Consider the following 12,477-nt stretch of genomic DNA (forward strand, 5'->3'; position numbering starts at 1 on the left):
CTGACGCTCCAGTAGACTTATGTCTATGAACGACCAAAAACCCGCTGCCCCCGTTTTGGGGGGCGGCGGGTTTTTGCGTGTCCGGCTTGATTTATCGTACGACGGCGGCCCCTTCAACGGGTGGGCAGTGCAGCCGGGATTGCGCACTGTCCAGGGCATCTTGGAAGAGGCGCTGGCGCTGTTGATCCGCCGGCCCATCCGGGTGACCGTGGCGGGACGTACCGACGCCGGCGTGCACGCCCGCGGCCAGGTGGTCCACCTGGACCTGACCGAGGCCGAGTGGCTGAAGCTGCCGCGCGGGCACGAACTGGATCCCGCCGTCGCGCTCTTGCGGCGGATTCGTGGCGCCCTCAGCCGGGGGCTGGGCGACCTGACCGGGGCTATCGAGGTCCATCTGGTGTCCTTGGCGCCCGTGGGGTTCGACGCGCGGTTCTCAGCGCTGTGGAGGCGATACAGCTACCGCATCGCGGATGGACCCGCCCTGTGGGATCCGCTCGAACGGTACTTCACGCTCTGGCACCCAAACCCGCTGGACGTGGACCTGTTGAACGCCGGAGCCGTGCAGCTGCTGGGGCTGCAGAACTTCCTGTCCTACTGCAAGCCGCGGGAGGGTGCCACCACCGTCCGCGAGCTGCAGCGCTTCGAGTTCCACCGCGGTGAGGACGGCGTTATTGTGGCCACCGTGCAGGCCGACGCCTTCTGCCACAACATGGTGCGTTCCCTGGTGGGCTCGGCCCTGTTCGTAGGGGAAGGCATCGAGGAGCCGGGGTGGCTGCATGATCGCCTGCTGGCGAAAAAGCGGGACGCCAAGTCCGTTCTGGCCGCCCCGCACCCGCTGGTCCTGGAGGAAGTGGCCTACCCGTCCGACGACGAGATGCTGGCGAGGGCCGAGCTGACAAGGGCAGTCCGCAAGCACTAGACGCGACCACCGGATTCGACGGGCAGGGTCATGGTGAAGGTGCTGCCGCCGCCTAAGTCGCTGGCGCAGGCGATGGCCCCGCCGTGGCGTTCCAGGATGGTCTTGGTGATGGACAGGCCCAGCCCGGCTCCCGGGATGGCTGCGTTCCGGGCCGATTCGGCGCGGAAGAACCGGCGGAAAACCTTGGCCGCGTCCTCCGGGGCCATGCCCATGCCGGTGTCCTGTACAACAAGCTTGACCCACGTCTCGGTGCCGGCGGCGCTGATGGTCACAGTGCCGCCGTCGGGCGAGTATTTGATGGCATTCGACACCAGGTTGTCCAGTGCCTGGCCGATCCGCAGCGGATCGGCATAGGCCCAGAGCGGCGAGGGCACGTGGGCAACCAGGGCCACGGCTGACCGCTCCGCCTGTGCTTGGGCGGAGCCGATGCTTGTCTCCACCAGGCCGGAAATGTCGGTCCGCTTCGGGTGGACCTTCAGGGCGGAAGAAGCCTCCAGCGTCAGGTCCGCGACCAGGGCGAGCAGCCGTTCGGAGTTGCGCTGCACCACCTCCAGCCGCTGGACCGCCAGATCGGAGAGTCCCTCGCTGTCCTCCAGCACCAGGTCGATGTTGCCCAGGATGGAATTGAGCGGGGACCTGAACTCGTGGGAGACGTTCGAGACCAGTTCCTCGTTCGCTGCTATGGCTTCAACCAGCCCGGTGACATCGCTGAAGACGACCACCGCTCCGGTGAGGCGGCCGCCGTCGTCCATCAGCGGTCTCGCGGCGGTGGATACCGCGCGCTGCTGCGGGCCCTCGCCGATCCACACCAGATAGTCAGCGAACGATTCGCCTTCGATGGCGCGCCGGATGGGACGCTTGTCCGGCGGCAGGGGAGTGACTTTGTCGTGGGCGAAGACCAGATGCTGGTCTTCGTTGGCCGCTCCGTCGGCCGGGGTGGCGATCTGCTGCAATCGCCTCATCATGTTGTTGGCCAGCAGCTGGTCGCCGTTTGAATCGACCGCGACAATGCCGACGTCGGTAGCGTCCAGAATGGTCGTCAGCAGTCTTTCGCGCTCCCTGCTCGCGGCGAGCAGCTCCCGGAGTTCCTCTCCCATGGCCTGCAACTGCCGCTGCTGTACCCGCATATTGACGCTGGCGAACCGGATTGCAAAAGCAACGGCGAGCATCATGAGCGGGAAGAGGATCAGAGATGTGATGTCCGCTGCCGTGAGATTTGGGAATCTTCCGGCCAGCGACGGGAGCATGATCAACAGCGGCCCCAGAGCGCTGAGCACCAGGCTGGTCCGGATCAGCATGCCGGAAGCGGCGAGCCAAATAACGGGAAATATGACCAGGATCGCCAATCCTGAGAGGAGCGGTGCGGCGCCGTTTCGCAGGATTCCGATGGCGAGAAGGTCAAGAATCGGAATCACCAGGTAGGCGCTACGGCGCAGACGCTCCCACGGAGTCAGGAAACATGCCAGGAAGAGAATGACATGGATGGCGATTCCAGCCAGATAGAGGGGACTGCCCACCAGCGAAGGCCAGGCAAAGGGCGTCATCACGGCAATGACGATGACAATGAGGGCCAGCGGAAGCTGGCACAGGGCGACCTGGGTGCGTGGACCCAGATTCTTGAATTTAAGGGCCATTCCCCGAGGTGATGGACGTACGGCCATACCGGCTCTCCAACTTTCTTGACGGCCCCAATTCCGTCCCCAACTAGTTTATGCGCCCAAATGCTCATTGGACGCAGCACAACACCCTTCGAATCCTAATGCGGATTTGCTGTCATGATAATTGACTTTACAAAAACTAAACGCGGGAAGACGTGTCATCCGCCGTTCATACTTGTACCGTATAGAGAGTTGGAGTGGTTGAGGGGATTGGCGCTGGGCTAATGGGGGCCTCTTCCGCCTGGCAACAGGGATAGACATGGACGATCTTGGCGTAGCTGTAGTAATTGAAGACGACGTGGACATCAGGAACCTCCTCGAAGGGGTCCTGACCCAGGCTGGTTTTGAGGTCCATACTGCCGCCGAAGGGCGGGAGGGCGTAGAAGTGGTACGACATAACAAGGCCCAGGTAGTCACGCTGGACATCGGCCTTCCGGACATTGACGGGTTTGAGGTCCTGCGGCGGATCAGGAATTTCAGCGATGCCTACGTGGTGATGCTGACCGGCCGGACCGATGAGCCGGATCTGCTCTCGGCCCTGAACGCCGGTGCGGACGACTACATCGCGAAGCCCTTCAGGCCGCGTGAGCTCCGGGCCAGGGTAGCGGCCATGATGCGCAGGCCGCGCCATGAAGTCACCGGTCCACCCCAGGCGGCTACATGGGTCGAGCCTCCGGCCGCGCCGGCAACCTTCACCCACGCGGGAGTTCTGCAGCACAACGGGCTCATTCTGAACTACCGGACGCGCACGGTGGTGATTGGTGAGGTCAACCTCGGACTCACGCGCAGCGAGTTCGACCTCCTGCATACTTTGCTCCGCGGCGAGGGTGCGGTGTGTACTCGGTCCGATCTGGTGCGAGCGGTCCGGGGTGACCTTTATGAGCCCGATGCGTATATCAGCGAGGCTGACGAGCGGGCCGTGGAAGTCCATGTCGGGAACCTGCGGCGCAAGCTGCGGGAAGACCCAGTGTCACCGCGCTGGCTTCAGACGGTGCGCGGAGTGGGCTACCGGCTCGCACCAACAAGGACCGACCTGCAGGGCTGGCCGGGGGCTGATCACTGAAGGGTTAGTCGTTTTTCAGGATGTAGTTCGCCTGGAGTTCTGAGACTGTACGCACTCCGTGCTCGGCGAGGGTTGCCAGCAGTGCCTGGCTTTGGACGAAGTCGCTACGGCGGATGGCATCCTCCAGCGCTTGAGCCAGGACTGACAAACGGATCCCGCCTACCATTGCTGAAGCGATCCGCAGGCTGATGACGGCGTCCAAGGCAATGGGGCGGTCCTCGGTGTGGACCGCTGCCGACAGCCGGCTGAAGCGCTGGTCCCACAAAGACGCGTAATCGCGGGCGAATCCAACGGCAAGTTCCGGGCCGTCCAGTTCCGCTTCCAGCTCTGCCAAGATGTCGGGTTCAACCCAGCGCATGGCGTCATTGCCGGCCTGCTGCACGCCAGCGCCCACGCCTGCAGCAGTCCCCGCAGCTGACAATTCGGCAGGGACACCCCCGCTGCTGGAGGTGAGTGGTGGACTATCCATGCTTCAAGGCTACTTCCTCTAGTTACTTCGAAGTCCGTTTTCGGTCTATCCTGTGGAAACCTTGAGTGATCCTTGACTTTGAGTATCCGCCGTCATTGGCTGCTGAAAGTGACAACCGTGTTGATAACGGCTGGCCCCAGAATGGCAATGAAGAGCACGGGAAAAATAAAGAACAGCAGGGGAAAGAGGATCATCACGGGGAGTTTCATGGCCTTTTCCTCGGCCCGCTGGCGGCGTTTTACCCGCATGACTTTGGCTTGGATCCGCAGGACCCGGCTGATGGCGATGCCGTACTTGTCTGCCTGGACAATGGCCTGGACGAAGCTGCGGAGCTCCGGGAGACTGGTCCGTTCGGCGAGGGCCAGATAGGATTCCCGGCGGCTACGCCCAACTTGCATGTCCTGCAGAGTCCGGACCAATTCCTCCGCCAGCGGTCCCTTGCCGTTTGCCCCCGCGCGTGCCATTGCTCCCTCGAATCCAAGCCCGGCTTCCACAGAGATGAGCATCTGGTCCAGGGTGTTCGCCAGTTCCAGCTGCATGACCTTTTGGCGTTCCGTGCCTTTGCTGTACAGCATCAGGTCGGGGATAAAATACCCTAGGAACAGGATAAACAAACCCGTGAGCTTGATGAGCGGTGCCGGACTGCTGGTGCTGATCAACAGACCCAGCACGGCCCCAACCAGCCCTAGGACGGGTTTTGCTGCAAGGATTCGGCCCAGCGGCCAGGCGACGGGTCGGCCTGCGAGTGACAGCAGGCGGTCGAGTTTGCGGACATAGGCTGCCGGCGTCAGCCGGTAGCCGATGCCGGAGAGGAATCCGCTGCCGTTTTTTTCCGGGGCGTGGGCATCCTGCCTGCCCCGCGTGAGGATCTCCACTGTGGCGGTGCGGCCCTTGCGGTCCACAGCGAGGAGGGACCAAGTGAGGTAACCAACCGGCAGGGCCACCATGACGAGCGAGGAAAATACCAAGGCATTCATGATTCAGCTCAGAACTTCAGGTCGATGATTTTGCGCATCCACAAGCTGCCGATCGTCATTAGGATGACGGAGAGCCCGATCATTCCCCAGCCCAGGGGATGCGTGAACATTGAATTCATGTACCCCGGGTTTACCCCCATGAGCATGACCACGATTCCAAACGGCATCGCGATGAGGATATACGCGGAGAATTTACCCTCTGCTGCCAGCGACTTGATGTGGCCTTTGATTTCAGACCGCTCCCGGATGGTTTCATTGACCTGGTCGAGGACCTCCGCGAGGTTGCCACCCACTTCCCGGTTGATCTGGATGGCTTGGGCCACCCAAACGAAGTCTTCATTCTTCATCCGCTCGGCAGTATCGGTCAGTGACGCGAGGAGATCGCGACCCAAGCTGGTCTCCGTGATGACGCGGCGCATTTCTTCCGACGTGGGGGCCTGCGATTCTTCAGCCGCGGCATCGATGGCACGGAGGATGCTGTGGCCCGCACGGAGGCCTCCAGCCAGCAACTGCAGCGTGTCACCAAGCTGCTGATCGAACCTGGTGCGTCTCTTGCCTGCCAGGAAATTCAGGACAACTTGCCCCACGAAGGGTGCCGCGGCGAACAGGAGGATCGCGAGGATGGGGCCGAGCACGATCAGCCCCACCAGGGCTCCCACCACGGCCCCGGCTGCCATCAGAACGAGGAACTCAGCCTGCGTCATGCGGACTCCGGCATTCTCCAACGCGTCCCGGCTGAAGAGGCGCAGGCTTCCGCCGTCAAGGGTTTTGTCAAGAATCCGTACTGTCGAACCAGTGATGCGGGTCAGCTGGGAAGCCGGTTTGGATTCATAGGGACGCCGTCTGTCGAGGGGGACCTCAGGAGCAGGCCGGAGGATGAACGCAACACCCAGCAGGACTGCAGCAGCCAGGACGAGGACCGCTCCGGCTGTCAGCATCATGGCCGGTCCATAGCGGGAGCTGAGGGTGCAGCCGGAGTGGCGAACACTCCCGGCGAGACGTGGATTCCAAGGTCTTCAAAACGGTCGATGAAACGGGGGCGGATCCCCGTGGCAACCGGACTGCCCAGGAAGCGGCCGTGTGCGTCCATACCCGCTGAGTAGTCGAATACAAAAGCGTCCTGAAGGGTGACGATATCGCCCTCCATGCCCTGGACTTCGGTGACATGGGTAATCCGCCGGGTGCCGTCGCGCAGTCGTGAGATTTGGACGATCAGGTTCACGGCTGATGCAATCTGCTCCCTGATGGCCCGCAGCGGCAGGTCCATGCCCGCCATCAGGACAAGCGTCTCCAAACGGGCCACGGCGTCGCGGGGCGAGTTGGAATGAACGGTGGACAGGGAACCGTCGTGGCCAGTATTCATGGCCTGGAGCATGTCCAGCGATTCGCCCCCACGGACCTCACCCACAACAATGCGGTCAGGGCGCATACGGAGCGAGTTTCGGAGCAGCTCGCGGATAGTCACTTCGCCCTTGCCCTCGGTGTTAGGTGGGCGGCTTTCCAGACGCACCACGTGGTCCTGCTGGATCTGGAGTTCGACGGCGTCCTCGATAGTGACGATCCGTTCGTTCGCCGGCAGGAAGGATGACAGCACATTCAGCAGGGTGGTCTTTCCCGTGCCCGTTCCGCCAGAGACGATGATGTTCAGCTTCGCCTTCACACAGGCGTTGAGCAGCTCCGCCATTTCCGGGGTGAGCGTTCCATAGTCGATAAGATTCCGGACCGTCAGGGGTACTTTGCTGAACTTACGGATGGTGAGTGAGGACCCGCCGACGGCCAGCGGCGGGATCACCGCGTTGACACGTGAGCCGTCCTCGAGCCGGGCATCAACCAGGGGCGAAGATTCGTCGATGCGACGCCCCACCTTGGAAACGATGCGTTCGATCACTTTCCTGAGATGGGCTTCGGAACTGAAACGGGAGTCCGTCAGCGTCAGCTGGCCCTTACGTTCAACATAGATCTGGTCCATGCGGTTCACCATGATCTCGGTGACTTCGGGATCGTCAAGCAGCCGTTGAAGCGGTCCGTATCCCAGGACGTCGTCGGCGACGTCGCGAACAAGCCGCGTTCGCTCGTCGGCTGACAACGGGACCTGTTCCGTGTCGATGATCCGGGTCAGCTCTTCGCGGGCCGTGGTCCTGAGTTCGTCTTCGGTAACAGCCGAATCGTTGAAACGGGTTCCCATGCGCTCGAACAACGCGGTGGCAGCGCGTTCCTTGAGCGCAGCGAAAACGTCAACGGGTTGTTGGGTTTTCGCTTTGGGTGGTTCAAGGTGGTCGGAGAAGCTCTCGCTCACGGGCGCCGGACGGGGGGTGGGCAAACCGCCGGGCGAGGTTTTGGCGTCAGACCGCTTGACCTCCGCCCTCTTGGGCTCGACGGCGCTGATGCGCGCTGAGGCAGTCTCCGGAGCGGCCTTGGTCTGCCGGGCGGGAGCCAGGGCGACGGCCGACTGCTGGGGCTGACCCTTGAGCTGCGCAGCTTGGATACGCTCTGAGAGTTTCATTAAACAACCACCCTTCGATGCACCTTCCGTTGGGCCTGGGCGCGCCAGGTCGGATTAAATCTGTCCACCAGTTGCCGCAGCCCTTTGGTGGCCGGGTCTTTCACCGGCTCCTGAAGGACAGGGATGCCGCGGTTGGTGGAAAGGGCGACAGCACGGGAACGGGGGATGCTGACGTCGACAGGAGCCCCGATGGTGGACTCCACGTCTTGGACTGTCAGCCCTGCTTTCGCGTCCGCCATGTTGAGGACCACATGGCGGGTCTCGGGCAGGATGTTGAGCTGGCGCAGGACACCCAGCCCGGAACGCAGCCCACGGACACTCGGGATGTCCATGGCGCTGACCCACACCACGTCGGTGCACCGTTCCATGGCAGCGAGGCCGATCTCAGGTAGGCCCGGCGCTGTGTCCACCACGACGTACTGAAATTCCTCCGCCAACTGTTCAAGCAGGCGGCTGATCTGTTCCGGAGCGATTTCGTCAGCTTCCACCGGAGTCGGGGGGGCACACAGGGCATAGATGCTCCCAGGGTGCACAGTCAGGAACGCTTTCAAGACCAGGGAATCCTGGGCCGCGGCCGGGGAGACCGCATCCGTCACGGTGTGCTCGGGGTTGAGATAGAGCCCTGAGGCGACGTCGCCAAACTGCAGGTCAAGGTCCACAATAACCACGCTCATCGGTGCGATCTTCCCAAGGCCGATAGCAAGGTTAGTAGCGATGGTCGTTTTGCCGACGCCTCCCTTGGGCGAAAAGACGCCGATCACGAGGCCCTTGGGGGTGTCCGGGGAGCCGGACTGCTTTGGCTCCTGGGACCTGTGCCGGCTGGCGAAGGACTGGCAGGCACGCTCAAGGAGCACGCGGATCTGGGCCGGGTCCGATGCCGGGCTAATGATGTCCCGAATCCCGGCGCGCATGGCCTGGAGCAGGAATGCCGGATCCGGTTCGCTGACGAGGATGACGCTCAACTCCGGAAAGCTCACGTCCAGCACAGTGGCCAGGCGGAGCGCGTCGTCAACGGGAACCTCTGGGCCAAGGATGAGTACTTCGGGAAAGTCCTGGTCCAGTGGGGCAAACAGCTCATGCGGATCCGCAGGCAGGACACTCGTGAAGAACGTCTCGACGCCTCCCTGGAGGCCCCCTTCCACGGCCTGTCGCAGGCGGCCGTCAAAGTTGACGTCGGGAGTCACCAGGACAAAGCGGCTCACTTGTATACCTCCGGCCGCTGCATGACCCGCGGACCGTTGTCCTGGGCGTCAAGCGGCTCACGGGTGAGCCAAATGGTGGCAAATTCTGAGGCGAAGATGATTTTGGCGGCGTCAACGTCGTTTACTGCTACCGTGAGCATCAGCGATCCTGAGGGGAGGGTTGTTTCACGGGGATCTGCTGCCGGCTCTGCGCTCGCAGAGGATTCAGGTGCTGCGGCAGCTGCTTCGGGTGCCCGTTGGACTGCCGTCACGAGTGCCTTGTGGACGGACAGCTGGGTTGTTTCCTTGTCGGCCTTCGCCTCCAGCCCGCCTTGCTTCATGGAGATGAAGACCCCCACATGGTCGCCCGGAGCAAGCCGCCCGCCGACGACGCGCTGGGGTTCCAGCTGGAAGGACACCTCCTGGAGGCCGGCGGGCACTTTGACGGATCCGGACATCTTGAGGTCCTCCGGTGCCACCAGGCGCTCGGCCACCAACTGTTCACCGGGCACGAGGTCCACGGCAGCTACTTTTCCGGCTTCATTGTCGAGGGTGGTGAGGGAAGTTTTTGCAACTGAAGCACCAGGAAGCTGCTCGGTGGCGATCGACGCCCTGATGGCTTCCACCGGAGTGCCCGCAGGGATTGCCTGTTTCACCACAAGCACGGTTACAGGCTCCAACTTCTGCACGGCGCGCTGGTCAGCTCCCTGGGCGTAGGTGAACATCAGCACAGCGCCGATAATGGCCAACACCACTGCTGCGACTCCTGCCAACAAGCGTGACTTCACTTACTTCTCCTGTGTGGTTCGGGATCTTGGTGTTTCAAGGATTAACCGCTGATTTCGACGACGGTGACGCCGTCCGGGTCGACCGCACCCAAGGTGTAGCCGTCTGCCAATGAAACGTACTTGACGAAAGTGCCTATGATTCCTTTGCATTGGAGTGCTTCCCGGCACTCAAATGCGAGGGGAACATCCGGATACCTGTTGTGGAAGGTATAGGGCAAGGTGTTTCCGCCGCTGAACTTCCAGCCGGCGACTTTGAAAGCTGCAAAAGTCTTCATGCGGTAGATGGCTGTCGAGCCCGTCCCGGAGACGCCATCGAACACCGGAAGCAGTAAAATCACGTCCTTGCCGGCGTTTATGTCTGCAGCCCAGGAATAGAAGGTTGCGTCGCAGTTTTGCGGCGGGTTGCTGCCCGTTTCACTGCCACCTTCGTTCACGAGAATGTCGATGTACGCGCCACAGCCGGAATCCTGAACGAGGCCGCCAAACCCGCCGGATACAGGTGCCCCGGAAGGACCGTAGTTGCAGATCCCGTTTGCTAGTTTTCCATGGAGCTGCAGCAGCACCATCTCGTCGGTATGGCCTCTGACCTGGCAGATGGAAACGGTTATGGGGAACGGGGCTGTTCCTTTCACGGGGCTGCCCCACTGGACACTTGCGTTCGCGTTCACTTCGGCGCTGGAGAATCCCAAGGCGTTGGCAAAGAACAGCGTTATCTTGTTTGGTTCCTGGCCCTCTTCCTGGGCCCCGGCGGTGACATTGACCGTGCGGTTCGGCAAGTCGAGGGCGAGGGACTTTACATTGCTTCGGCCGTCAAGGGCGTTGCCGTTCAAAACGGAGGCAGCGAGGGTGGAGGTAGCGGCGCAGTTTGGGTCGGCATTGCTAGTAGCGCATTTCTGGGCCACGAGCAGGGCCGCAGCGTCGGCGCCGTTCTGGAGCTGTGCCCTCTCGGAATAGAGCATCCCGACGTCCACAGCAATGGCCGCGAATCCCAAGAGCACCACCATGAGAAGGGCCACAATAACGCTGATGCCGCCGCGTTCCCTTTTCTGCTCCACGTTCAGCCGCCGCACAGCATTACCCCCTTGCCCTTCATGGTGAACGGACCGGCGATTCCGGTCAATGTGCTGAGCGTGTAATTGACGGTCACAGTCATCTGCGCAGTGGGGGTGCAGCTGGCTGTGCTGAATATGATGTTTGCGTCAGCAAGGCCTGGGCTGAGAGAAACGGCAGCGTTCTTGGCCGCTGTCCGGGCTGAGGTCTGGTTGTTGGAAACTGCCATGACCCGCACGCCCTCTCGGGCGGCATTGGTCAGGGAGATCTGGGCGTTGTAGGCCCGGCCGAACTCCATGATGCCCAGCAGGATCATGACCAAGAGGGGTGCCACGATCGCAAATTCAACCGCCACGGCTCCACGCTCGGATGCCCTGGACATGGGTGAGCCTTTCGTGGTCGTTCCGGGTCGGCACGGAAGGGGTGGCAGAGGATTATGTCCTCCGCCACCCCGTTGTCGGTAGAAGGAGACTAAGCGGTGCAGCGAGTAGCGACCGACGTACCAGCCGGAACCCATGTCTTGCCGCTGACGGTGCACTGTACCTGCTCAAACATGAGGTTCAAAGTGTCGCCGAGCAGGGCGACTGCAACGATGATGACGACGGCGATGAGGCCAACCATAATGCCGTATTCCACGGCAGTGGCGCCCTTTTCGCTGCGCTGGAGGCGGACTGCGACGTTCGTGTAGAGAGAAAGCATGGGGACTCCTGAGCGAGTTTTGGGTGGCTGGTCCTGCACCAGCTCAAACACGAAACTAGCAACGCTTGATGCGATGTTGATGAGAACTTGCAGCATCCTGCGCCAAGTCTTCATCTGCTGCGCGTCTCATGCGCTTTCCCTACGGAAATCCTGTGCTGACGCTGCGAAACCTTGATTGTCTGGGCACACAAACGGACCCCCTCGGTTCTGGGTTCCGAGAGGGTCCGGTCTTTGGGGCGCCGGTGGGCGCGCTAAGGCATGCCGTGTAGGGAATCGATGCTAAAGCGACGAAAAGTTATTCATCACGTTAATGACGGCAGGACCTATTATCACGATGAACAGGACGGGAAGGATGCAGAACATCAGCGGAAAGAGCACCTTAACCGGTAGTTTCATTGCTTTCTCTTCAGCTCTTTGGCGCCTCTTTACCCGCATCTGTTTGGCCTGGGTTCGCAGGACGTTGGCAATGGCTATGCCATAGATGTCGGCCTGGACCACAGCCCGAACGAAACTCCGGAGGTCGGGAACATCGGTGCGCGTAGCCATCGCCAAGTAAGCGTCGCGACGGCTCCGGCCCACCTGCATATCTTGAAGGGTTCGAATCAGTTCTTCTGCAAGGGGGCCCTTGCCATTTTGTCCCGCTCTTGTCATCGCGGTTTCAAATCCCAGCCCGGCTTCAACTGAGATCAGCATTTGATCCAAAGTGTTAGGCAGTTCAAGTTCAATCGCGGATTGGCGCTTTGCACCTCGGCCGTGAATGAGAATGTCGGGAACAAAGTACGCGAGCAATGTCAAAGCCAAGGCCATCAATACGGTAGTTCCAGCCGGCGACCGCAGAATCAGAAGGATTCCCAGCACGCCCACTACTAGTGCCAACGCCGGTTTTGCGATGAGCAAGCGCTCCAATGGCAGATTGGTCGGGCGCCCCGCCCGTGCCAGGAGCTTATCGAGCCAGGCCACGTAGCCCTTGGGCGTCAGTCGTGTACCAAGGGCCATAGTCGATTTCGTATCGACAGGGGAATCCCTGCCTTCTGCAGCCCTTAAGCCTCGTCCAAGATTGCTTTGAACAGCGGCAAAACCCCGGCGATCGACTGAGACGAACGACCACACCATGAACGAACTTGGAAGAATTACTAGTGCAATAATTACCCACGCCATTGCGCTCACAAC

13 protein-coding genes are annotated in these 12,477 nt (G+C 61.5%); 2 read left to right on the forward strand and 11 right to left on the reverse strand.

All coding sequences use genetic code 11. The annotated features are described in order from the left end of the window. The first annotated feature begins 25 nt into the window (after positions 1 to 25). Positions 26 to 919 (forward strand): tRNA pseudouridine synthase A, encoded by an 894-nt coding sequence (locus tag NFC73_RS01470; protein ID WP_254747042.1) that lies wholly within the window; start codon positions 26 to 28, stop codon positions 917 to 919. Here the strand turns inward: NFC73_RS01470 and NFC73_RS01475 are convergent. Beyond that, positions 916 to 2,553: a sensor histidine kinase gene (locus tag NFC73_RS01475; RefSeq protein WP_254747043.1), complete on the reverse strand. Its 1,638-nt coding sequence runs from the start codon at positions 2,551 to 2,553 to the stop codon at positions 916 to 918. The genes NFC73_RS01470 and NFC73_RS01475 overlap by 4 nt on opposite strands. Before the next feature lie 283 nt (positions 2,554 to 2,836). Between NFC73_RS01475 and NFC73_RS01480 the strand changes: the two genes are divergently transcribed. Next, positions 2,837 to 3,640, forward strand: coding sequence for a response regulator transcription factor (locus tag NFC73_RS01480; protein ID WP_254747044.1), 804 nt, complete (start codon positions 2,837 to 2,839; stop codon positions 3,638 to 3,640). Between the two features lie 4 nt (positions 3,641 to 3,644). On the opposite strand, the gene NFC73_RS01485 is transcribed toward NFC73_RS01480, so the two are convergent. The 10 genes from NFC73_RS01485 to NFC73_RS01530 all read right to left on the reverse strand — a co-directional run bounded on the left by NFC73_RS01485 (position 3,645) and on the right by NFC73_RS01530 (position 12,474). Further along, positions 3,645 to 4,109 carry an Hpt domain-containing protein gene (locus tag NFC73_RS01485; protein WP_254747046.1) on the reverse strand — a complete coding sequence of 155 codons (465 nt, stop codon included), beginning with the start codon at positions 4,107 to 4,109 and terminating at the stop codon, positions 3,645 to 3,647. A gap of 92 nt (positions 4,110 to 4,201) precedes the next feature. Next, the gene (locus NFC73_RS01490) at positions 4,202 to 5,086 is read right to left on the reverse strand and encodes a type II secretion system F family protein (RefSeq protein ID WP_254747048.1); all 885 of its coding nucleotides are present in this window, start codon (positions 5,084 to 5,086) and stop codon (positions 4,202 to 4,204) included. Between the two features lie 8 nt (positions 5,087 to 5,094). Continuing rightward, complete coding sequence (locus NFC73_RS01495) at positions 5,095 to 6,027, reverse strand: type II secretion system F family protein (protein WP_254747050.1); 933 nt, start codon at positions 6,025 to 6,027, stop codon at positions 5,095 to 5,097. Further along, a complete protein-coding gene (locus NFC73_RS01500) occupies positions 6,024 to 7,589 on the reverse strand; it encodes a TadA family conjugal transfer-associated ATPase (protein ID WP_254747052.1) in 1,566 nt (521 codons plus the stop codon). Before NFC73_RS01500 ends, NFC73_RS01495 begins: the two co-directional genes overlap by 4 nt. Beyond that, positions 7,589 to 8,791, reverse strand: coding sequence for a CpaE/TadZ family protein (locus NFC73_RS01505; protein WP_254747054.1), 1,203 nt, complete (start codon positions 8,789 to 8,791; stop codon positions 7,589 to 7,591). Before NFC73_RS01505 ends, NFC73_RS01500 begins: the two co-directional genes overlap by 1 nt. Further along, a complete protein-coding gene (gene cpaB, locus NFC73_RS01510) occupies positions 8,788 to 9,558 on the reverse strand; it encodes a Flp pilus assembly protein CpaB (RefSeq protein WP_254747056.1) in 771 nt (256 codons plus the stop codon). Before cpaB ends, NFC73_RS01505 begins: the two co-directional genes overlap by 4 nt. A gap of 41 nt (positions 9,559 to 9,599) precedes the next feature. Next, positions 9,600 to 10,628, reverse strand: a complete 1,029-nt coding sequence (locus NFC73_RS01515; protein WP_254747058.1) for a pilus assembly protein TadG-related protein — start codon at positions 10,626 to 10,628, stop codon at positions 9,600 to 9,602. After that, positions 10,616 to 10,990 (reverse strand): TadE/TadG family type IV pilus assembly protein, encoded by a 375-nt coding sequence (locus NFC73_RS01520; protein ID WP_254747061.1) that lies wholly within the window; start codon positions 10,988 to 10,990, stop codon positions 10,616 to 10,618. The genes NFC73_RS01515 and NFC73_RS01520 overlap by 13 nt, the downstream gene beginning before the upstream one ends. An 89-nt stretch (positions 10,991 to 11,079) precedes the next feature. Further along, positions 11,080 to 11,307, reverse strand: a complete 228-nt coding sequence (locus NFC73_RS01525; protein WP_254747063.1) for a Flp family type IVb pilin — start codon at positions 11,305 to 11,307, stop codon at positions 11,080 to 11,082. Positions 11,308 to 11,586: 279 nt separating this feature from the next. Then, positions 11,587 to 12,474: a type II secretion system F family protein gene (locus tag NFC73_RS01530; RefSeq protein ID WP_254747065.1), complete on the reverse strand. Its 888-nt coding sequence runs from the start codon at positions 12,472 to 12,474 to the stop codon at positions 11,587 to 11,589. Positions 12,475 to 12,477: the final 3 nt, after the last annotated feature.

The organism is Pseudarthrobacter humi (genome assembly GCF_024294965.1).
GTDB classification, from domain to species: domain Bacteria; phylum Actinomycetota; class Actinomycetes; order Actinomycetales; family Micrococcaceae; genus Arthrobacter; species Arthrobacter humi.